This window comes from Bradyrhizobium sp. RD5-C2 (assembly GCF_019972155.1).
In the GTDB taxonomy this organism is placed as follows: domain Bacteria; phylum Pseudomonadota; class Alphaproteobacteria; order Rhizobiales; family Xanthobacteraceae; genus Bradyrhizobium.
The window spans coordinates 270,071-290,552 of record NZ_BOVL01000005.1 but is presented as its reverse complement, the minus strand read 5'-3'; the positions used below and the strand labels follow the sequence as shown (position 1 = coordinate 290,552).

The following is a 20,482-nucleotide window of genomic DNA, read 5'->3' as shown; positions in this document are numbered from 1 at the left end:
CGACCCTGAAAGGACGGTCAGCCAACCTGCGCCATCGCAGCGACACACGAATTCAGTAGAGAAACGGACTGTACGATCCGTTGGTCGCATGCCAATTCCTGCTACTATGCATTATAGGTGCCCGTAAACCGCGCTTCCGCCGGACCCGGCCTGTCTTGTAAGTATCGGATTCGGTCACCTCGGCTAAGTGGCCAATTCCAGGGCACAGGAGACATGGAAAGAAGGCTCGCTGCCATTCTTTGCGCTGATATCGCCGGCTATTCCCGCATGATGGGTGTCGACGAGGCGGGGACGCATGCCTCGTTCAAGGCGCATCGCAGCGCGATCTACCCGATCATCCTCAACCATGGCGGCCGAATCGTCAAAAACACCGGCGACGGCTTCCTGCTGGAATTTCCGAGCATCATCGGCGCTATCGAGGCTGCCGTCGCGATGCAGACCCTGATGGCCGAGCGCAACGAACATCTGCCGGCCGAACGCGCCATGCACTTCCGGATGGGCGTCCACATGGGCGACGTCATGGCCGACGAGGACGAGGTGTTCGGCGACGACGTCAACATCGCGGTCCGCCTCGAGACCGTCGCCGTGCCGGGCGGCATTGCGGTGTCGGACAAGGCCCGCACCGAGTCAGGGCGGCGACTTGCCGTCAGCCTGGTCGATGCCGGCCCGCACCGCTTCAAGAACATCACCGAGCCGGTCCATGTCTGGACCTGGGCGCCGGCGGGCTCCGACAAGCAGGAGCAGGTTCCCGACGACGGCCCGCATCTGCCGGGGCAATACCGGACCGCGATCGTCGGCGTGCTGCCGTTCGATAATCTGAGCGGCGGCGCAGACGAATATTTTTCCGACGGCCTGACCGAGGATCTGATCCACGCGCTGTCGCTGCAATCCTTCTACCGCGTGCTGAGCCGCAACTCGACCTTCGCCTACAAAGGCAAGAGCGTCTCGACCCGCCTGATCGCGCGCGAGATCGACGCGACCTATCTGATCCAGGGCTCGGTGCGCCGCGCCGGCAACAAGATCCGCGTCTCCGCCGAGCTGATCGCGCCCGAGAAGGGCGAGCAGCTGTGGACCGGCCGCTACGACCGCGACATGGGCGACCTGTTCGCAATGCAGGACGAGATCACCGCGAACCTCTCCGCCGCGGTGGCCCAGGAGATCTACCGTGCCGAGGCCTCGGCGCCGGCGCGCTCGCCGAACGCCGAGCTGACTGCGTGGGACCGCTTCCTGAAGGGTCTTTCGCACTACTATCACCAGACCAAGGACGATTGCGAAACCGCGATCGCGCTGTTCAAGGAGGCGATCGAGCTCGACCCCGCGCTGTCGATCGCGCGCGCCTATCTCGCGCTTATCCAGATCCAGAGCGTGCAGTTCGGCTGGATTCCGAGCACGCGCGAATTGTGGGCCTCGTCAGTCAGCCTGGCCGAGAGCAGCGTCCGGCTCGACCCGCGCTCCTCGTTCGCATTTTCGCTGCTGGCCTATCTGCATGCGATGCAGGGCCACTATGAAGCCGCGATGGACGCCATCAAGCGGGCGATCGAGCTCAACCCCTACGACATGGGCGCCCGCGGCGTGCTCGGCATCTGCCACATGGTGATCGGCGATCATCGCAAGGCGGTCGATCTGTTCTCGACCGCGGTCCAGCGCGGCAACAGCGACCCGCGCTACCAATGGGGCGCATTGAACGCGTTCAGCCATTACCTGCTCGGACAATACGACGCATCGCTGTCATGGTCGCGCGAAACGCTCTATCTCAACCCGAACCACCTGCAGGGTCTTGCGGTGCGCGCCGCGGCACTCGCCCAGCTCGGCCGCGCCGACGAAGCCGCGCAGGCGGCCGAAGCGCTGCTCGCCAACCATCCCGACCTCACGGTCGAGCGTCACCTGCGCAATTTCCACTGGAAGAACCCGGCCGATATCGCGCTCTATCGCGATGGCCTCTTGAAAGCCGGCCTCCCCTTCGGCAAACTCGCTCTGGTTGCATCCAACTCGAAATTCGCCGCTGATTCCTGAGCGAATTCATCCACCGGTAACGGATGCTTTTTAAGCTGAAGCTTTTCAGGATGTGGTTTGATGTCCGATACGGCTGCAAGCGCGGCACCCGCCCCGCAGGTTTCCCCTGACAATCCGTGCCCGTTCCTGCGTGCGCTGGTTGCCGGCGACTATATCGGCGGCCATATCGTGCCGCTGCCGAAGCTGACCGAAACCATCGACCGCGCCACCGGCAAGACCGGCCTTCCGGCGCTCAGCGCCGGCGCCAAGATCTTCATGGTCGCGCAGATGGCCAACGGCGTCGGCCCCTTCAGCCAGGTGCGCAGCCTGTTGCAGGGCGCTATCCTCGACGAATTGCGCAACGGCCCGCTCGACAAGCACGGCGCCGGCTCGCGCATCCTCGATCAGCATGCCGTCGTGCATGAGGACGAGATCGCGCGGCTCGCGACCTTCGGCACGGACCACAAGGCCCCCGACGGCAGCGTCGAACGCGGGCTGTCGGCCTCCGAGATCAAGAATTTCATGGCGGCGAACTTCCAGCGCGCCAAGGACGAGCATCCTCCGTCCTACGCGATCCTGCACTGCTACTATCCGCTGCTGATGCTTGGCGAGTGGCCGGTGCTGCTCGACATCATGGGCAGGGGCGAAGGCCAGGACCGCTATCTCAGCGTCGCCGAGGTCAGGACCTTGTTCGTGGAAAAGCGCTTTCCCGACCGGATCGTCGCGCTGCTCAACGGCTGAGCCGCGAGCTCCACACCATAGATGGTTCACTTGAACAGTGGCGTGCCCGGCACGAAGGCGTCGAACGCCGCCCAGAATTGCCCGCGGTAGCGATCCTGCTCCTGCAGGATCTCGTGCTTGGAGCCGGCGATCACCAGATGCGAGCCGGCGCGCAAATGGTAGGCGAATTCCTCGATCGCCGCCGTTGACACCACCTCATCATTGCTCGCCGCCAGCATCAGGATCGGCTGGCGGATTTCGGTCGGATACGACATGCCGCGGAAGGTGCGCATCGCGGTGAACGCGGTGTCGGCCCAGGCGACCGTCGGCGCCGCGATGCCGAGCGTCGGGTCTTCTTCCAGGATCGCCGCATTGCGGGCGTGGCGCACCGGGTCGCTGGTGACGGGATTGCCGATGAAGGGCGCGAGGCCGACCAGCTCATCGTTACCGCCCGGAACGTAGTTGCCGCCCTGCCCGGTCAGCCGCATGATCCTGAGCAGCGCGCTCGGAAAGAACGAGACGCGGCGGCGCGGCAGGTCGATCATCGGCGCCGACAGCACCATGCGGTCGAACCAGCGCTTGCCGGCATGCGCGATCCGCAGCAGGACAGCGCCGCCCATCGAATGCGCCAACGCGAAATAGGGCGGTGGGCAATCCGGCAGCACCACCTGCTGCACGAAAGCCTCGACATCGACCTCATAGTCGGCGAAGTCGCGCACATAGCCCTTGCGCGGATCGCGCAGCCGCCGCGACGAGTGGCCCTGCCCGCGCCAGTCGATCATCGCCACCGCAAAGCCGCGGTCGCGCAGGTCGCGCACCGTCTCGAAGTATTTCTCGATCATCTCGCCGCGCCCGCCGAACACGCAGACCGTGCCCTTGCGGCCGGGCGGCGGCGCCCAGCGCGCGAAGCGCAGCTCGGCCCCGTCAGGTGTCTTGATGGTGCCACTGACAACGTCGTCCGGAACCGGGTTGGCGGGGATCGAGACGAGCGTCATGCAGGAGACCGAAGTGGTGGGACAGGGTGGAGATCAAGCACGCGGGCGCCGAAAAAAGCTGCGCGGTTTCCGCCTCTTGAACGCGACGTGACCCCTCCCATATCACCTCGGTGCAGGCCGCTACCAGTGTTTCGGAACCGGAACATGAGGCTGCACACATCTAAGCCCGGCCCGATGGCGGGCGGGTAACTGAAACAGTCGCTCATTGGAGGACTACCCTATGCGTAGCTACGACCTCACTCCGTTCTATCGTTCCACCGTCGGCTTCGACCGCCTCTTCAGCCTGCTCGATCAGGTGACCTCGGACGGCAGCCCCGGCTATCCCCCCTACAACATCGAGCGCACCGGCGAGAATGCTTACCGGATCAGCGTTGCGGTCTCCGGCTTCTCGCAGGCCGAGCTTTCGATCGTCGCGAAGGAGAACACGCTGACGATCAAGGGCGAGAAAACCGCCAACGAGAACTCTGGCAACACGGCCGAAGTGCTCTATCGCGGCATCGCCTCCCGCGCCTTCGAGCGCGTTTTCCAGCTTGCCGACTTCGTGCAGGTGAAGAACGCTTCGCTCGAGAACGGCCTGCTCCACGTCGATCTCGTTCGCGAGATTCCCGAGGCCAAGAAGCCCCGCAGCATTCCGATCGGCAGCGGCGACAAGGCCCCGCAGGTGGTTGACGGCTCGGCCAGCAAGGTCGCGGCCTAAGCGACAGATCCCGCGTCGGCAGATATTGGCTGCACGCGAAAACGCCCCGGGAAACCGGGGCGTTTTTGTTGGCGGCTTCGTAGCCCGGATGGAGCCAATTACTCCAGCCCCTGCACCTTCGGCATTTGCTGGGTCGGCAGGATCGCGGGCGCCGGCGGCGGCAAAGCGGCCTGACCGACGGTCGGGACCTGGGCTTGCCTAACGGCCTGCGGCGCCGCCGCCTGGGTCTCCGCCGGCTTGGGCGCCGCCGCAGCCTGCTCGGTTGGCGCGGGTGCGGCTGCCTGGGCCGGTGCAGGCTGTGGCGCAGCGGTCGGCGGGACGGCCGCCTGGGCCGCAGATGCGGGAGCCGGAGTGGCGGGAACCTGGGCCTTGGCCGCAAGCGGGCTCCGCTTCGGCACCGGCACGCGGCTGGCGACATGCGGGATCGGGGCCGGCGGCCGCGGCACCCGGGCCTGGATCGCCCGGGGCATCGGGCCGACCGGGCCGTAGGTCGCGCTCATCTCCTCTTCGAAATTGTCGCCGAGCCGGTAGGCCGGGGTGAAGCGGACGATGTGCCCGTCGCGGGCGTCGATCACCAGCCGGCCGTCGTCGCCGCCCTGGTCAATCACCGAGATGGTGTAGACGAAGCCCCGCTGCTGGGGCGCACCGAGCGGCAGATAGCCGTTCTCGCGCAGCACGGTATAGACCTCGACCGGCGGCAACAGGCTCGGGACGCGGCCGAAGCGCGGCGGCGGCGGAACCTCGGGCATGGCGGCGTAGGGCCCGTCCATGTCGGATACCCTGACCAGAGCCGGGCTGCCGATCCGGACTGATGTCACCAGCTGCGCCTGGGCCGAGGCTGCGCTGAGCGCGAGTGCGGCGGCTGCAACCGAACCTGTGAACAACTTCATCGCCGTAACTCCTGTCTGGCCCGCCTTGAGGAGCTTCCCGCTCTCTTGCCGGCTTGCCGGGCGAAATTTCGGTTTGAATTCCGGCGGTCCTTGGTCCCTCCTTGGGCCAGATCACGGCGTGTTTGCTTCGAATCAGCGGCGCCCGGGCACCCGCCGAGCTGTCCGATCCAAGCATGCGGGCGAGGACTTCCTCGCGCTTGTGTGATAGACAAAAATTTGGCAAGGTCGAGGTTAGGACAGCAAAGCTGTCTCAATTTCGAGGCCATTCCGGCATAGGGATTGCAACGAAAACTCGGCGCCCCGGGCTCCGAGAATGCTGCAGGCAGGGCCGTCCCTCAGGGGACGTTGAAACGCCCGTCGCCTGAATTTAGGAAAATGCGGCTCGCGGCGGACGAGCGGTGGCCCGGTGGGTGCCGCAACGTCCAAGGTGCGCCAAATACGGTGAGGCCCCTTACGAAAGGGAGAGGACACATGAGCGGGTCGGAATTCGAGCGCGAAACCATCGTGACAGGCATGCTGTCGGCGACCGCGGACTCGAAAGCCGCCGATGCCGCGCATGATGCGTCCTATGGACCGCACACCCCCGAGCTTCACACTTGGCGTCCACAGGCCGAAGGCCTATACGACCTGAGCCTGGAGAAGGACTCCTGCGGCGTCGGCTTCATCGCCAACATCAAGGGCCAGAAGTCGCATCAGATCGTCTCCGACGCGCTGAGCATCCTGTGCAACCTCGAGCATCGCGGCGCCGTCGGCGCCGACCCGCGCGCCGGTGACGGCGCCGGCATCCTGGTGCAGATCCCGCACGCCTTCTTCGCGCGCAAGACCGCGGAGCTCGGCTTCAAGCTGCCGAAGCCCGGCGAATACGCCATCGGCGCGCTGTTCATGCCGCGCGATGCCGCGTGGCGGAACGTGATCAAGAGCATCATCGCCGACGAGATCAAGAACGAGGGCTTCAAGCTGCTCGGCTGGCGCGACGTGCCCAGTGACAATTCCTCGCTCGGCGTGACGGTGAAGCCGACCGAGCCCTATCACATGCAGGTCTTCATCGGCCGCAACAATGCGGTCAAGACCGAGGACGATTTCGAGCGCCGGCTCTACATCCTGCGCAAGTCGATCTCGCAGGCGATCTACCAGCGCCGCGACCGCGGCATGGCGGGCTATTATCCGTGCTCGCTGTCGTGCCGCACCGTGATCTACAAGGGCATGTTCCTCGCCGACCAGCTCGGCAAGTACTATCCCGACCTGCATGAAGCGGATTTCGACAGCGCGCTGGCGCTGGTGCATCAACGCTTCTCGACCAACACCTTCCCGACCTGGTCGCTGGCGCATCCCTACCGGATGATCGCCCATAACGGCGAAATCAACACGCTGCGCGGCAACGTCAACTGGATGGCGGCGCGGCAGGCCTCCGTGCATTCGGAGCTCTACGGCAAGGACATCAGCCGTCTGTGGCCGATCTCCTATGAAGGCCAGAGCGACACCGCCTGCTTCGACAACGCGCTCGAATTTCTGGTGCAGGGCGGCTACTCGCTGCCGCATGCCGTGATGATGATGATTCCGGAAGCGTGGGCCGGCAATCCCCTGATGGATGAGCAGCGCCGCGCCTTCTACGAATATCACGCCGCGCTGATGGAGCCGTGGGACGGCCCGGCCGCGATCGCCTTCACCGACGGCCGCAAGATCGGCGCGACGCTCGACCGCAACGGCCTGCGCCCGGCGCGCTATCTCGTCACCAAGGACGACCGCATCGTGATGGCGTCCGAAATGGGCGTGCTGAAGATTCCGGAGGACCAGATCGTCACCAAGTGGCGGCTGCAGCCCGGCAAGATGCTGCTCGTCGACCTCGAGCAGGGCCGCCTGATTCCCGACGACGAGATCAAGGCCGACCTCGCCAAGAGCCATCCCTACAATGACTGGCTGCACCGCACGCAGATCCAGCTCGAGGAGCTGCCGGATGCGTCGGCCAAGGGCGTGCGCTCCAATTTGCCGCTGCTCGATCGCCAGCAGGCGTTCGGCTACAGCCAGGAAGACATCACGATCCTGATGACGCCGATGGCGGCCACCGGTGAGGAAGCGGCCGGCTCGATGGGCAACGACACGCCGATCTCGGCGCTGTCGGACAAGCCGAAGCAGCTGTTCACCTACTTCAAGCAGAACTTCGCGCAGGTCACCAACCCGCCGATCGACCCGATCCGCGAAGAGATCGTGATGAGCCTCGTCTCGATCATCGGGCCGCGGCCGAACCTGTTCGACCTGCAGGGCGTCGCCTCGACCCAACGCCTCGAAGTGCGGCAGCCGATCCTGACCGATGCCGACCTCGAGAAGATCCGCTCGATCTCCGACGTTCCCGAGACCCACTTCAAGTCGCGCACGCTCGACACCACCTTCCACGCCGGCTTCGGCGCGGCGGGCATGGAGCAGGTGCTCGACGAGCTCTGTGCGCGCGCCGAGGGCGCCGTGCGCGAGGGCATCAACATCATCATCCTGTCGGACCGCATGACTGGCACCGACCGGATTCCGATCCCGTCGCTTTTGGCCTGCGCCGCCGTGCATCATCATCTGATCCGCACCGGCCTGCGTACTTCAGTGGGCCTCGTCGTGGAATCCGGTGAGCCGCGCGAAGTGCATCACTTCGCCTGTCTCGCCGGCTACGGCGCCGAAGCGATCAACCCCTATCTCGCGTTCGAGACCATCCTCGCGATGAAGGACCGGCTGCCCGGCGCGCTCGACGACTACGAAATCGTCAAGCGCTACATCAAGTCGATCGGCAAGGGCCTGCTCAAGGTGATGTCCAAGATGGGCATCTCGACCTACCAGTCCTATTGCGGCGCGCAGATCTTCGACGCGGTCGGCCTCAAGGCAGACTTCGTCGCCAAGTATTTCGCCGGCACCCACACCAGGATCGAGGGTGTCGGCCTCGGCGAGATTGCCGAGGAGACCGTGCGGCGCCACACCGACGCGTTCGGTGACGGCCAGATCTACAAGAGCGCGCTCGATGTCGGCGGCGAATATGCCTACCGCACCCGCGGCGAGGACCATGCCTGGACCGCGGAATCGGTCTCGACCTTGCAGCATGCCGTGCGCGGCAACTCGCTGGAGCGCTACCGGGCGTTCGCCAAGATCCTCAACGAGCAGTCGGAGCGTCTGTTGACGCTGCGCGGCCTGTTCCGGATCAAGAGCGCCGAGGACGACAAGCGCAAGCCGGTCAAGCTCGAGGACGTCGAGCCGGCCAAGGACATCGTCAAGCGCTTCTCGACCGGCGCGATGTCATTCGGCTCGATCTCGCGCGAGGCGCACACCACGCTCGCAATCGCGATGAACCGGATCGGTGGCAAGTCGAACACCGGCGAAGGCGGCGAGGAATCCGACCGCTTCAAGCCGCTGCCCAACGGCGACTCGATGCGCTCGGCGATCAAGCAGGTCGCCTCGGGCCGGTTCGGCGTGACGACGGAATACCTCGTCAACTCCGACATGATGCAGATCAAGATGGCGCAGGGCGCCAAGCCCGGCGAAGGCGGCCAGTTGCCCGGCCACAAGGTCGACGCGACGATCGCGCGCGTCCGGCATTCGACGCCGGGCGTCGGCCTGATCTCGCCGCCGCCGCATCACGACATCTACTCGATCGAAGACCTCGCCCAACTGATCTACGACCTCAAGAACGTCAATCCGGACGGCCAGGTCTCGGTCAAGCTGGTGTCCGAGGTCGGCGTCGGCACGGTTGCCGCCGGCGTCGCCAAGGCACGCGCCGACCATGTCACCATCGCGGGCTTCGAGGGCGGCACCGGTGCCTCGCCCCTGACCTCGATCAAGCATGCCGGCTCGCCGTGGGAGATCGGTCTTGCCGAAACCCATCAGACGCTGGTGCGCCAGCGGCTGCGCAGCCGCATCGCGGTCCAGGTCGACGGCGGCTTCCGCACCGGCCGTGACGTCGTGATCGGCGCGCTGCTCGGGGCCGACGAGTTCGGCTTCGCCACCGCGCCACTGATCGCGGCGGGCTGCATCATGATGCGCAAGTGCCACCTCAACACCTGCCCGGTCGGCGTTGCGACCCAGGATCCGGTGCTGCGCAAGCGCTTCACCGGCCAGCCCGAGCACGTCATCAACTACTTCTTCTTCGTCGCCGAGGAAGTGCGCGAGATCATGGCGCAGCTCGGCTACAAGTCGTTCGACGAGATGGTCGGGCAGGTCCAGATGCTGGACCAGACCGCGCTGGTCTCGCACTGGAAGGCCAAGGGCCTCGATTTCTCCAAGCTGTTCGTGCGGCAGAAGGAGGAGAAGGGCCAGACGATCTATCACTCGGAAGGCCAGAACCACCATCTGGAAGCCGTGCTCGACCGCCGGCTGATCGAGCAGGCGCAAGCCGCGCTCGATCGCGGTGCGCCGGTCAAGATCGAGGAAGAGATCAACAACACCGACCGTTCCGCCGGCGCGATGCTGTCGGGCGCGGTGGCCAAGATCTACGGCCATGCCGGCCTGCCGCTCGACACCATCCACGTCGGCCTGAAGGGCACGGCGGGACAGGCGTTCGGCGCCTGGCTCGCCAAGGGCGTCACCTTCGAGCTCGAAGGTGAAGGCAACGACTATGTCGGCAAGGGCCTTTCGGGCGGCTGCATCATCGTCAAGCCGCCGAAGAACTCCGGGATCGTGCCGGAGGAATCGATCATCGTCGGCAACACCGTGATGTACGGCGCGATCGCGGGCGAGTGCTACTTCCGCGGCATCGCCGGCGAGCGCTTCGCGGTGCGCAACTCCGGCGCGGTCGCGGTCGTCGAAGGCGCCGGCGATCATTGCTGCGAATACATGACCGGCGGCATCGTGGTGGTGCTCGGCAAGACCGGACGCAACTTCGCGGCCGGCATGTCCGGCGGCATCGCCTATGTGCTGGACGAGAGCGGCGACTTCAGCAAGCTCTGCAATCTTTCGATGGTCGAGCTGGAGCCGGTGCTGTCGGAAGAGATGATCAACGCCGACACCTATCACCACTCCGGCGATCTCGAGGCGCATGGCCGGGTCGACGTGTTCCAGAACCTGCTCGACTCCGACGTGGAGCGGCTGCATGTCCTGATCACGCGTCACGCCAAGCTGACCGGCTCGAAGAAGGCGGCCGAGATCCTCGCCGACTGGAAGAGCTGGCTGCCGAAATTCCGCAAGGTGATGCCGGTGGAGTACCGCCGCGCGCTGAAGGAAATGAAAGCCAACGCCGACGCCGAGCCGAAGATCGCGATCGGCGCGTAGTATCACCGGGCGTCATTCCGGGGCGCGCATCAGCGCGTGCCCGGAATCTCGCCAGACCACTTCGAGACCTCCGGGTCTGCGTCTCGCGGCGCAGCCCGGAATGACGGACAACTGAGATGCAGGGGCATCGGGTTTCAATGGGTAAGATTACAGGTTTTCTCGAGATCGAGCGGCATGACCGCAAGTACGAGCCGGTCGCCGATCGGCTCAAGAACTTCAACGAGTTCGTGATTCCGCTGAGTGAGAAGGATACGCGCGACCAGGCCGCGCGCTGCATGAATTGCGGCATCCCCTATTGCCACGGCACCGGCTCGACCGCGCCGGGCACGCCGGGCTGTCCGGTCAACAACCAGATCCCCGATTTCAACGACCTCGTCTATCAGGGCAACTGGGAAGAGGCCTCGCGCAACCTGCACTCGACCAACAATTTCCCCGAGTTCACCGGCCGCATCTGCCCGGCGCCGTGCGAGGCGTCCTGCACGCTCAACATCGACGACAACCCGGTCACCATCAAGACTATCGAATGCGCGATCGTCGACCGCGCCTGGGACAATGGCTGGCTGAAGCCGGAGATCGCAGCGCAGAAGACCGGCAAGAAGGTCGCCGTGATCGGCTCCGGCCCCGCCGGCATGGCCGCCGCGCAGCAGCTCGCGCGCGCCGGCCACGAGGTGCATGTCTACGAGAAGTTTGCCAAGGCCGGCGGCCTGCTGCGCTACGGCATTCCCGACTTCAAGATGGAGAAGGACGTCATCGACCGCCGCGTGGCGCAGATGGAAGCCGAAGGCGTCACCTTCCACTACGGCAAGGCCGTGGGCGGCTCGACGCCCGGTGCGATCGATCCGCAGGAGCTCGCCAAGCAGTATGACGCGGTGGCGCTGACCGGCGGCGCGGAAGCCCCGCGCGACCTGCCGATCCCCGGCCGCGATCTCGCCGGCATCCACTTCGCGATGGACTTCCTGCCGCAGCAGAACCGCCGCGTCTCCGGCGAGCCGCTGAACGACACCGCCGACATCCTGGCCGGCGGCAAGCATGTCGTCGTGATCGGCGGCGGCGACACCGGATCGGATTGCATCGGCACCTCGTTCCGGCAGGGCGCGAAGTCGGTGACCCAGCTCGAGATCATGGCGGCGCCGCCCGAGCACGAGAACAAGGGCGTGACCTGGCCGAACTGGCCGCTGAAGATGCGGACCTCGTCGAGCCAGGCCGAAGGCGCGGTGCGCGAATACGCGGTGCTGACGACGAAGTTCGAGGGCAAGGACGGCAAGGTCACCAAGCTGCATTGCGTCAAGGTCGACGACAAGTTCAAGCCGCTGCCCGGCACCGAGTTCACGCTCGACGCCGAGCTCGTGCTGCTGGCAATGGGCTTCGTGCATCCGGTGCACGAGGGCCTGCTCAAGACGCTCGGCGTCGAGCTCGACCAGCGCGGCAACGTCCGCGCCTCCCTGCACGACTACCAGACCTCGCGCGCGAAAATCTTCTCCGCCGGCGACATGCGCCGTGGCCAGTCGCTCGTGGTCTGGGCGATCCGCGAAGGCCGCCAGTGCGCACGCTCGATCGACAGCTTCCTGATGGGGAAGACCGATCTGCCGGGGTAGTCGCTCGGCAGACACGTCGAACTGCATCTCAGCAATTCAGCTGTCATCGCCCGCGAAAGCGGGCGATCCAGTATTCCAGAGACGTCAGAGCTGGAGCGCAGGAACCGCGGCACACCCGGCGGCTCGCGGACCCAATCGACCACTTCGGGCTCGGTACTTGAACTCAGCGCCCAGTTAGAAGCTTGCGTCGTTAGGGCAACGGGACGGCTCGTCCTATTTCTTCTTCCAGGTCTGCGTCCGGCAGAACACGCTCATCGCGCAACCGGTCAGTTCCAGCGAGGACCCGGCAAGCTTGGCTGTGCCTGAATAGGTCTTGTCGTCCTGCGGATCTGTGATCGTGCCGGCATAAGTTCCGTCACCTGCGGGTTTCATCGAACCGATGGTCTTGCCGGCAAACTTGCCGGTCTTTAGCGTGATCGTGCCGCCGGAGATCACGGCCGTATCGCCGCGCGCGGTAATCCAGGCGCCGTCGATCGAATCGGCATGAGCGGCGCCGGCGGCGATGACCAGTGCTGCGGCAGCCAGGGAAAGTTTGCGCATAGTCGTCGTTCCTCGCGATGGATTGAAAGCGTCATTCTCGTCGTCCGGCCATTCTGGACGAACTCCGCCAAAGTGCCAGAGGGCGCACGTGAAGCAGCGAGGCCCTCTAGTTCTGCACCCGCACGCCCAGCATCACCACCGTCGACGACGAGCTCTGTCCCGCCAAATTCGAATCCAGCCAGTCGCGGCGCACCGTGCCCTTGATCCAGAGGCTGCGGGTCATCTTGTAGATCAGGTCGGCGGACACCGAGTAGATGGTGTCGTTGCGGTTGTCGCCCTGGTAGTCGAGCGTGCCGTAGGTGAACTTGCCGATCGCGGTCAGCCAGCGGCGGAAGTCGTGATCGACCTCGACGGTGTAGGTGCGCGACAGCACGCCCGAGGTGCCGGGCAGCGTGGTCTCGCCGAGCTGGGTGTCGGAGTAGAATTTGGCCGTGGTCAGCGGCGTCGCATTCCAGGTCAGCGAGGCGGTGGTCAGCAGGCCCTCAAGCGGGCTAAGCCGCGGGTCGACATAGTCGCGCCTAGCATAGCCGATCGAGATTTCGCCGAACAGAATCCGCGTGAATTCGAACGACGTGCCGACCTTGGCGTAACCGCCCGACGAATTGCGCGCGTAACCGGCGCGGTCGAGATAGAGATCATGGAAGCGGCTGTCGCCCTCCACTTCCACGAACGGCTTCACGGCCGGATTGAGCTCATAGCTGACGCGGCCGACACCGCCATATTGGGTGAAGTTGCGGTCGTCGTTCGACGACGAGGTGCCGTCGGTCAGCTTCGACCATTGGTAATCGGTGCGGTCGACGGTGCCGCCAAGCGAGACCTGCATGCGGTTGAAATTCTGGTCGATGCCGAAGGTGCCGCCGACCGTGGTGTAGATCGGATATTTGGCGAGGCCGGCCTGCACGTTCGGGCTGCCGGGATTGTCGGTCGAGACCAGCATGCGGGCCTGTCCCGTCAGATGCGTGTCCCTCGACACATCGAGGCGGCCGTCGATATGCCCGGTGAAGTTCGGACGGTCGACATCGAGCGGCGCCGACAGCGGCGTACCGTCGATCGGCGTGAGCTGGGAGCCGTAGCCGGTGAAGGAGCCGCGCAGATCGGCGACGACGGCGTGGCGCTCCCAGTCCGACATCGCGACGAATTCCGGCGCGACCATGTAGAACGCCTTGCCTTGCGGCGAATTCAATCGGCCCGGATTGGTGTCGTAGCCCGCCATCACCTCGACCGCGGTCTTGACCATGAACGAGCCGGCGTAATCGCCGACCGCGCCGAACGGATCGTCGTCGAGCTTGAGCCGCCTGCGCGCCGGCTGGCCGACGATGGTGCCGGCCATCGCCGGCGGCAGCGGCGGCTTGCTGGCGGTCTCCGACGGCGGGATCGACAGCCGCAGCTGCCCGGCCGCGGTCAACGGCTGTGGCGTCGGCACCGGCGAGCCGGGTCCCGGCGGCGGCTTCGGCTTGGCCTGGCCCGGATAATACTTCGGCTTCAGGCGCTTCCGATTGAGCGAGTCATAGCCTGATGTCGCGGCGCCATTCGCGGCAGGGAGTCCGTAGGTCGGGACCTGTCCGACACGGTCCGTGGTTGATGTCGACGACGACGAGGCACGCCGGCCGGGATCGGCGTCGGGCAGCCGCAAGCCGTTGAGCGGATCCGTGGCATCGGCCGTGGTCCGGCGCAGCGGCGAATCCTGAGTGATCACCTGGCTCTGCCGGTTCGGGCTGAACAGATCCGGCGTCACGGTCTGGGCGATGGCGAGCCCGGTCATCGCGGTCAGCGAAAAAGTCAGCAAAAGGCATAGCAAAACCACGCGAACGAAGTGTCCACGCCGATTTGGGCCGCTTGCTGGCCGCCGCCACACGATGGAAATACTCCAACGAATCCATGCACTTGACGTACGCATCCCGCCGGGCGGCGAAAAACGTCGTTAATGGAGTTAAAACAATTATGGTTAATGAGCCGTTGAGGATCCGCCGCCGCGCGTCGCATCGCGGAATCGAACGTGCTAAGGGAGACGCCCGGGTGCAAAACCCCTCCCCTGGAATACGAAATGGCCAAACCGAAACCGCTGATGACCAAATCATCCGGCCCCGATGACGGCGCCATTCAGTCGGCGCTCCGCACCCTCGATGCCGAAGCAAGCGGCGTCGCTGCGCTCTCTGCGGCACTCAAGTCCGACCTCGGCGCGGCGTTCACGGCGGCGGCCGAGCTGATCCGCAAGGCCAAGGGGCGGCTGATCGTCACCGGGCTCGGCAAGTCGGGCCATATCGGCCGCAAGATCGCCGCGACCTTCGCCTCCACAGGCACGCCGGCGTTCTTCGTGCACACCGCCGAAGCCAGCCACGGCGATCTCGGCATGATCACCGCCGACGACGCGATCCTGGCGCTGTCATGGTCCGGCGAGCAGCCGGAGATGCGCAATCTGATCGCCTATGCCGCGCGCTTCAGCATTCCGCTGATCGCGATGACTGCCGACAAGGACTCGACGCTGAGCAAGGCCGCCGACGTGCAGCTGACGCTGCCGAAGGCCCGCGAGGCCTGCCCGCACAATCTGGCGCCGACCACCTCCTCGCTGATGATGCTGGCGCTCGGCGATGCGCTGGCGATCGCGCTGCTCGAAGGCCGCGGCTTCACCTCGACCGATTTCAGCGTGCTGCATCCGGGCGGCAAGCTCGGCGCGCTGCTGAAATATGCCCGCGACCTGATGCATAGCGGCGACGCGCTGCCGCTGAAGCCGCTCGGCACCAGGATGTCGGACGCGCTGGTCGAGATGACCTCGAAGGGCTTTGGCTGCGTCGGCATCGTCGACCGCCACGGCCATCTCGCCGGCATCGTCACCGACGGCGATCTGCGCCGGCAGCTGACGCGCCCCGACCTTTTGACGCTATTGGTCGACGAGGTCATGACCAGGACCCCGAAGACGATCAGCCGCGACACGCTGGCCGGCGAGGCGCTGGAGCTGCTCAACGCCTCGAAGATCACGACGCTGATCGTGACGGATGCGAAGAAGCCGGTCGGCATCATCCATCTGCACGATCTGCTGCGCGCCGGCGTGGCGTAGGGCCACGCTTCTCTCCGTCATTGCGAGCGAAGCGAAGCAATCCATCTCTCCGTTTGCGGAGGCATGGATTGCTTCGTCGCTTCGCTCCTCGCAATGACGGCGGTTACCTCGGAAATCTTGCCGCGGTCGCCTCCAGCGGCAGCGCCAGCGCGTTGGCGAGGTAGGAGACCGTGCGGTAGAAGCCGCACAGCAGGATGATCTCCAGCACCTGATCGTCATCATAATGCGCCGACAGCGCGGCGAATTCCGCGTCATCCAGCGTCGCGCGCGCATGCAGCGCATCGACCGCGGCGATCAAGACCTGTTCGGCCGGCGACCAGCAGCCGGCATCGGCCGCACCACGCACGGTGGCGTGGATCTGCTGCTCCGACAACCCGGCGGCGGCGCCGAACGCCGTGACATGCACGCCCCATTCATATTCGCAGGCGTTGAGCGCGCAGGTGCGGTCGATCACGATCTCGCGCTCCCGCAACGGCAGCGGCCCGCGGTCGAGCAGGCTGCCGCCGCGAAACTTCTCCCAGGCGCGCGGGTGCCCCGCCATCATGCGGAACAGCACCAGCGGCGGCTTGCCGCGCATGATGCGGTCGAAATGCTGTTGAACATCCGCCGCATAGGGCGGATCGAGCGGTGCGATGCGTGACATAGGCCGATCTCGTTGCTACATTTACTGTAGCGACACGCTACAATATCTGTAGCGACCGACGCAAGAAAGATTTGCGCAAGCCAGATTCAAGAGGGATTCGCGACATGGCGAAGCAGGTTCCAGCGACAAAACCCGGCGTCCGCGGCTCGCGGACCGGCCGCCCGATCATGGCGCTGCTCGATCTGTTGGGGCGGCGCTGGACCTTGCGCATCGTCTGGGAGCTGCGCGAGGGCGCACTGACCTCGCGCGCGTTGCGCACCGCCTGCGACGAGGCGTCACCGACCATCCTGCAGACGCGATTGACCGAGTTGCGCGAGGCCGGGTTCGTCGAGCTGACGGATGATGGTTACGGCCTCACCGGGCTCGGCCGGGAGCTGTTTGCGACCTTCACCCCACTCAGTCGCTTCGCCGAGCGCTGGAGCAAGCGGGGCGGCAGCTAGGCCGTGATGAAGTCAGGTTGAACTGGCAACCGCAAAGACGCTGTGCTCCCTCTCCCGCTTGCGGGGGAGGGCTGGGGTGGGGGTTTCGCCGCAAATCCCATCGTGGAGAGAGCCCCCACCCGCCGCGCTGCGCGCGTCGGCCTCCCCCGCAAGCGGGAGAGGCGAAACGAGTCTGCGGCCGGCTGCCTCAACTAAGAAATCATCGCGCCTTAGACCGCCGCCACCGTGAGGCTCGCACCGTCGGCGCGGACCACCTTCACCCGGCTGCCGGCCGGCGCATCGGGGCCGGCGACGCGCCAGACCGTGTCGTCGATCCGCACAGTGCCTGCGCCATCGATGATCGGCTTCTCCAGCGTGAATTCGCGGCCGACCAGGGCTTCGTTGCGGCGGTTGAGGAACGGATTGGTCTTGCTCGCCTCGGTCGCGCCCCTGGCAAAATGCCGCCACGCCGGCACCGCGAGCGCTGCGAACACCGCGAACATCAGCAGCTGCGTCTGCCAGGACGGCGTGAACACGAACGACAGCAGCCCGACCAGCAGCGCCGCGAGCCCGAGCCAGAACAGGAAGACGCCGGGCGCTGCGAGCTCCAGCGCCATCAGGATGAAGCCGAAGATCAGCCAGTTCCAGGTACCCAGTGTCGAAAACATCTCGGCCATGACGTGACCTCTCACATTGCAGGCGTGACGCCGTCACGCCCTTACCGCTGCGGCGGCACCGGCGGTGGCGGCGTCGGACCTGCCGACGGCACCGAGCCGCGCCGTGCGGCAGCCGCTGCGGATGCGGCACTCTCGCCGAACGTTGCCTTGGCGATCTCGCCAATGCCGGCGAGCGAGCCGAGGATGCTGGTCGCCTCGATCGGCAGCATCAGCACTTTCTGGTTCGGCGAATCAGCCAACTGCCCGAACGCCTTGATGTATTTGTCGGCGATGAAATAGTTCAGCGCGGCGACGTCGCCCTTGGCGATGGCATCGCTGACCATCTGGGTGGCTCTCGCCTCGGCTTCGGCGGAGCGCTCGCGCGCCTCGGCGTCGCGGAATGCAGCCTCCTTGCGGCCTTCCGCCTGCAGGATCTGGCCCTGCTTGGCGCCCTCGGCGCGCAGGATCTCGGACTGCCGCTGGCCTTCCGCCTGCAGGATGTCGGCGCGCTTGACGCGCTCGGCCTTCATCTGCCGGCCCATCGCCTCGACGAGGTCGGCCGGCGGCACGATGTCCTTGATCTCGATGCGGTTGACCTTGAGGCCCCAGGGCGACACCGCCGCGTCGACCACGCGCAGCAGCCGCTCGTTGATCTCGTCGCGATGCGACAGCACCTGGTCGAGATCCATAGAGCCCATCACCGAGCGGATGTTGGTCATGGTCAGCACGATGATCGCCTGGTTGAGATTGGCGACCTCGTAGCTCGCCTTCGCGGCATCGAACACCTGGAAGAACGCGACGCCGTCCACCGTCACGGTGGCGTTGTCCTTGGTGATCACCTCCTGCTCGGGGATGTTGATCACCTGCTCCATCATGTTCATCTTGCGCCCGATGCGATCGAAGTAGGGCACGATCAGATTGAGGCCCGGCGACAGCGTGCGGGTGTATTTGCCGAACCGCTCGATGGTCCAGTCATAACCCTGCGGGACGGTCTTGATCCCGGCGAACAGCGTGACGATGACGAGAAGAACAAGCGCGATCGCGAAAATGTCGAAGCCAGTCATGAAGTCCTCCAAGGCACCGCGAGACCCGCGAGACCGTCGCCAGGCACGGTCGTGCATTGGTCGGCAGGACCGCTCCGCCGGTTCAGCCGGCTGTTGTTCTCTCTAGCACATAGGAAGCGGTTGTCGGACTGCCAGATGCACGCAAGCTGAACACGAGATGCAGCAAGGCTGAACGAACCGCGGTGTCCGGTGTCACGGATCGTTAACAATCAGATCCAGCCAGTTTGGATCAAGCCCTGCTAGATCCAGCCCTGAAGCTCGCGCAGCACGAGCTGGCGGATCAGGTCCATGCCGCCGTCGCTGTCGTTGAGGCAGGGGATGGCCGCGAATTGCTCGCCGCCATTGTGGCGGAAGATCTCGGCATTCTCCTGCGCGATCTCCTCCAGCGTCTCCAGGCAATCGGCGGAGAAGCCGGGCGTGACCACGGCAATTCGCCGCACGCCGTCCTTGGCGAGCTTCTCGACCGTCTTGTCGGTATAGGGCTGCAGCCACTCGGCATTGCCGAAGCGCGACTGGAAGGTGAGAATCAGACGGGAGGGTTCAAGCCCGAGCCGCTTGCGCAGCGCGTTGGTCGTAGCGATGCACTGCGCCTGATAGGGATCGCCCTTGTCGACATATGCCTTCGGCATGCCGTGGAACGAGGCAAGGATGATCTCGGGCTGGAACGGCAGCGTCGCGAGATGGTCGTTGATCGAGACCGCGAGCGCCTCGATGTACTCTGGGTCGTCGTAATAGGGCGGCGTCACCCGCAGGATCGGTTGCACGCGCATGCCGGCCAGCACGCGAAACGCCTCGTCGCAGACGGTCGCCGACGTCGCCGCGGAATATTGCGGATAGAGCGGCACCACCAGCAGCCGGCCGCAGCCCTGCGTGGCCAGCGCCTCGATGCGCTCCTTGATCGACGGATTGCCGTAGCGCATCGCCCAGTCGACCACGACGTGATCGTGATCGGCGATCGCCTCGGCGAGCTTGTCGGCCTGCGAACGCGTGATGGTCTTCAGCGGCGACTCGTTCTTCTCGGTGTTCCAGATCTTCAGATAGTCGCGCGCCTTGCGGGCCGGCCGAATGCGCAGGATGATGCCGTTGAGGATCAGCTTCCAGAGCAAGCCCTGGTTCTCGATCACCCGCGGATCGGACAGGAATTCCCTCAGATAGACCCGCACGCCGGTGGCATCGGCCGTATCCGGCGTGCCGAGATTGACCAGGAGCACGCCGACGCGCTCCGGCTTCGGCGCCGCGGCGGGCTTCGCGCTCTCGAAGGGGATCACCGTGCTCATGATGGCGTTGCGCCTAACGTCCTTCGCTTGAGAGGCCTTGGGCTTCGCGCGTTGCTCCAACCTTGTCAAGCCGAGTGCGGGTTGGCTACGTTCCCCTCCGTGAATTGGGAGGAACCATGACGATCGCCGAATGGTGCGTCTTCGGGACGCTGCTGCTCTCGCTGCTGACGATCGTATCGGTGAAATGGGCCGGCATCCGCGGTTTCGACAATTCGAAGCCTCGCGACCCCGATTTCTACGACGACCCGATCCGCTCGCGGGCGCTCGGCGCCCACCAGAACGGCATCGAGGCCTTCCCGTTCTTCGCCTTCGCCGTGCTGCTCGCCGAATTCCGTGTCGGGCCGCTGCGGCTGATCGACGAGCTCGCGGTGCTGTTCCTGATCGTGCGGATCGCCTACGTCTTCACCTATATCGGCAACCGCCCGACGCTGCGCTCGATCCTCTGGAGCATCGGCTTTGCGATCAACATCGCGATTTTCTTCCTGCCGGCGATCAAGGGGTACCTGACGAGCTGAGCGCGCTCACCCTCCCCTGGAGGGGGAGGGTCGGTTCGCATCGAGCGAAGCGAGGAGCGATCCGGGGTGGGGTGATCTCTCAGCTCGGGCGCTGTCGGGCGCGGGAAGACCGTCACCCCACCCCGCTACGCATTTCGCTGCGCTTCATGCGTAGCGACCCTCCCCCTCCAGGGGAGGGTAAGACAAGTC

Annotated in this window: 16 protein-coding genes; 8 read left to right on the top strand and 8 right to left on the bottom strand. The window is 65.4% G+C overall.

What is annotated here, in order from left to right; genetic code table 11:
- The first annotated feature begins 213 nt into the window (after positions 1-213).
- Complete coding sequence (locus BraRD5C2_RS03615) at positions 214-2,013, top strand: adenylate/guanylate cyclase domain-containing protein (RefSeq protein ID WP_223966890.1); 1,800 nt, start codon at positions 214-216, stop codon at positions 2,011-2,013.
- Between the two features lie 60 nt (positions 2,014-2,073).
- Entirely contained in the window at positions 2,074-2,733 is a 660-nt protein-coding gene (locus tag BraRD5C2_RS03610; RefSeq protein ID WP_223966888.1) for a hypothetical protein, read from the top strand.
- Positions 2,734-2,759: 26 nt separating this feature from the next.
- On the opposite strand, the gene BraRD5C2_RS03605 is transcribed toward BraRD5C2_RS03610, so the two are convergent.
- Positions 2,760-3,707, bottom strand: coding sequence for an alpha/beta fold hydrolase (locus BraRD5C2_RS03605; RefSeq protein WP_223966886.1), 948 nt, complete (start codon positions 3,705-3,707; stop codon positions 2,760-2,762).
- A gap of 220 nt (positions 3,708-3,927) precedes the next feature.
- On the opposite strand from BraRD5C2_RS03605, the gene BraRD5C2_RS03600 reads away from it, so the two are divergent.
- Positions 3,928-4,404 carry an Hsp20 family protein gene (locus BraRD5C2_RS03600; RefSeq protein ID WP_223966884.1) on the top strand — a complete coding sequence of 159 codons (477 nt, stop codon included), beginning with the start codon at positions 3,928-3,930 and terminating at the stop codon, positions 4,402-4,404.
- Positions 4,405-4,502: 98 nt separating this feature from the next.
- On the opposite strand, the gene BraRD5C2_RS03595 is transcribed toward BraRD5C2_RS03600, so the two are convergent.
- Entirely contained in the window at positions 4,503-5,294 is a 792-nt protein-coding gene (locus BraRD5C2_RS03595) for a hypothetical protein (RefSeq protein WP_223966882.1), read from the bottom strand.
- A 471-nt stretch (positions 5,295-5,765) separates the two neighbouring features.
- On the opposite strand from BraRD5C2_RS03595, the gene gltB reads away from it, so the two are divergent.
- Both gltB and BraRD5C2_RS03585 read left to right on the top strand, forming a co-directional pair.
- Entirely contained in the window at positions 5,766-10,529 is a 4,764-nt protein-coding gene (gltB, locus tag BraRD5C2_RS03590; RefSeq protein WP_223966880.1) for a glutamate synthase large subunit, read from the top strand.
- Positions 10,530-10,666: 137 nt separating this feature from the next.
- Positions 10,667-12,124 carry a glutamate synthase subunit beta gene (locus BraRD5C2_RS03585; protein WP_223966878.1) on the top strand — a complete coding sequence of 486 codons (1,458 nt, stop codon included), beginning with the start codon at positions 10,667-10,669 and terminating at the stop codon, positions 12,122-12,124.
- A gap of 213 nt (positions 12,125-12,337) precedes the next feature.
- Here the strand turns inward: BraRD5C2_RS03585 and BraRD5C2_RS03580 are convergent, their stop codons facing one another.
- A complete protein-coding gene (locus tag BraRD5C2_RS03580) occupies positions 12,338-12,664 on the bottom strand; it encodes a DUF2147 domain-containing protein (protein ID WP_223966877.1) in 327 nt (108 codons plus the stop codon).
- A 106-nt stretch (positions 12,665-12,770) separates the two neighbouring features.
- Positions 12,771-14,561: an outer membrane beta-barrel protein gene (locus BraRD5C2_RS03575; protein WP_374707954.1), complete on the bottom strand. Its 1,791-nt coding sequence runs from the start codon at positions 14,559-14,561 to the stop codon at positions 12,771-12,773.
- A 147-nt stretch (positions 14,562-14,708) separates the two neighbouring features.
- Between BraRD5C2_RS03575 and BraRD5C2_RS03570 the strand changes: the two genes are divergently transcribed.
- Complete coding sequence (locus tag BraRD5C2_RS03570; protein WP_223966875.1) at positions 14,709-15,719, top strand: KpsF/GutQ family sugar-phosphate isomerase; 1,011 nt, start codon at positions 14,709-14,711, stop codon at positions 15,717-15,719.
- Positions 15,720-15,822: 103 nt separating this feature from the next.
- On the opposite strand, the gene BraRD5C2_RS03565 is transcribed toward BraRD5C2_RS03570, so the two are convergent.
- Positions 15,823-16,362, bottom strand: a complete 540-nt coding sequence (locus tag BraRD5C2_RS03565; protein WP_223966874.1) for a carboxymuconolactone decarboxylase family protein — start codon at positions 16,360-16,362, stop codon at positions 15,823-15,825.
- 104 nt (positions 16,363-16,466) lie between these two features.
- On the opposite strand from BraRD5C2_RS03565, the gene BraRD5C2_RS03560 reads away from it, so the two are divergent.
- Positions 16,467-16,802 carry a winged helix-turn-helix transcriptional regulator gene (locus BraRD5C2_RS03560; protein WP_223966873.1) on the top strand — a complete coding sequence of 112 codons (336 nt, stop codon included), beginning with the start codon at positions 16,467-16,469 and terminating at the stop codon, positions 16,800-16,802.
- A 209-nt stretch (positions 16,803-17,011) separates the two neighbouring features.
- Here the strand turns inward: BraRD5C2_RS03560 and BraRD5C2_RS03555 are convergent, their stop codons facing one another.
- The 3 genes from BraRD5C2_RS03555 to hemH all read right to left on the bottom strand — a co-directional run bounded on the left by BraRD5C2_RS03555 (position 17,012) and on the right by hemH (position 19,778).
- Positions 17,012-17,458 (bottom strand): NfeD family protein, encoded by a 447-nt coding sequence (locus BraRD5C2_RS03555; protein ID WP_223966872.1) that lies wholly within the window; start codon positions 17,456-17,458, stop codon positions 17,012-17,014.
- A 41-nt stretch (positions 17,459-17,499) separates the two neighbouring features.
- A complete protein-coding gene (locus BraRD5C2_RS03550) occupies positions 17,500-18,501 on the bottom strand; it encodes an SPFH domain-containing protein (protein WP_092123761.1) in 1,002 nt (333 codons plus the stop codon).
- A gap of 239 nt (positions 18,502-18,740) precedes the next feature.
- Entirely contained in the window at positions 18,741-19,778 is a 1,038-nt protein-coding gene (gene hemH, locus BraRD5C2_RS03545; RefSeq protein WP_223966870.1) for a ferrochelatase, read from the bottom strand.
- A 116-nt stretch (positions 19,779-19,894) separates the two neighbouring features.
- On the opposite strand from hemH, the gene BraRD5C2_RS03540 reads away from it, so the two are divergent.
- Positions 19,895-20,293 (top strand): MAPEG family protein, encoded by a 399-nt coding sequence (locus BraRD5C2_RS03540; RefSeq protein WP_223966868.1) that lies wholly within the window; start codon positions 19,895-19,897, stop codon positions 20,291-20,293.
- The last annotated feature ends 189 nt before the right edge of the window (positions 20,294-20,482 follow it).

What these genes read in the sequence shown, in the direction of transcription:
- BraRD5C2_RS03615 (WP_223966890.1), top strand. Translation starts at nt 214, where the DNA reads ATGGAAAGAAGGCTCGCTGCCATTCTTTGCGCTGATATCGCCGGCTAT.
- BraRD5C2_RS03610 (WP_223966888.1), top strand. Translation starts at nt 2,074, where the DNA reads ATGTCCGATACGGCTGCAAGCGCGGCACCCGCCCCGCAGGTTTCCCCT.
- BraRD5C2_RS03605 (WP_223966886.1), bottom strand. Translation starts at nt 3,707, where the DNA reads ATGACGCTCGTCTCGATCCCCGCCAACCCGGTTCCGGACGACGTTGTC.
- BraRD5C2_RS03600 (WP_223966884.1), top strand. Translation starts at nt 3,928, where the DNA reads ATGCGTAGCTACGACCTCACTCCGTTCTATCGTTCCACCGTCGGCTTC.
- BraRD5C2_RS03595 (WP_223966882.1), bottom strand. Translation starts at nt 5,294, where the DNA reads ATGAAGTTGTTCACAGGTTCGGTTGCAGCCGCCGCACTCGCGCTCAGC.
- gltB (WP_223966880.1), top strand. Translation starts at nt 5,766, where the DNA reads ATGAGCGGGTCGGAATTCGAGCGCGAAACCATCGTGACAGGCATGCTG.
- BraRD5C2_RS03585 (WP_223966878.1), top strand. Translation starts at nt 10,667, where the DNA reads ATGGGTAAGATTACAGGTTTTCTCGAGATCGAGCGGCATGACCGCAAG.
- BraRD5C2_RS03580 (WP_223966877.1), bottom strand. Translation starts at nt 12,664, where the DNA reads ATGCGCAAACTTTCCCTGGCTGCCGCAGCACTGGTCATCGCCGCCGGC.
- BraRD5C2_RS03575 (WP_374707954.1), bottom strand. Translation starts at nt 14,561, where the DNA reads ATGCGTACGTCAAGTGCATGGATTCGTTGGAGTATTTCCATCGTGTGG.
- BraRD5C2_RS03570 (WP_223966875.1), top strand. Translation starts at nt 14,709, where the DNA reads ATGGCCAAACCGAAACCGCTGATGACCAAATCATCCGGCCCCGATGAC.
- BraRD5C2_RS03565 (WP_223966874.1), bottom strand. Translation starts at nt 16,362, where the DNA reads ATGTCACGCATCGCACCGCTCGATCCGCCCTATGCGGCGGATGTTCAA.
- BraRD5C2_RS03560 (WP_223966873.1), top strand. Translation starts at nt 16,467, where the DNA reads ATGGCGAAGCAGGTTCCAGCGACAAAACCCGGCGTCCGCGGCTCGCGG.
- BraRD5C2_RS03555 (WP_223966872.1), bottom strand. Translation starts at nt 17,458, where the DNA reads ATGGCCGAGATGTTTTCGACACTGGGTACCTGGAACTGGCTGATCTTC.
- BraRD5C2_RS03550 (WP_092123761.1), bottom strand. Translation starts at nt 18,501, where the DNA reads ATGACTGGCTTCGACATTTTCGCGATCGCGCTTGTTCTTCTCGTCATC.
- hemH (WP_223966870.1), bottom strand. Translation starts at nt 19,778, where the DNA reads ATGAGCACGGTGATCCCCTTCGAGAGCGCGAAGCCCGCCGCGGCGCCG.
- BraRD5C2_RS03540 (WP_223966868.1), top strand. Translation starts at nt 19,895, where the DNA reads ATGACGATCGCCGAATGGTGCGTCTTCGGGACGCTGCTGCTCTCGCTG.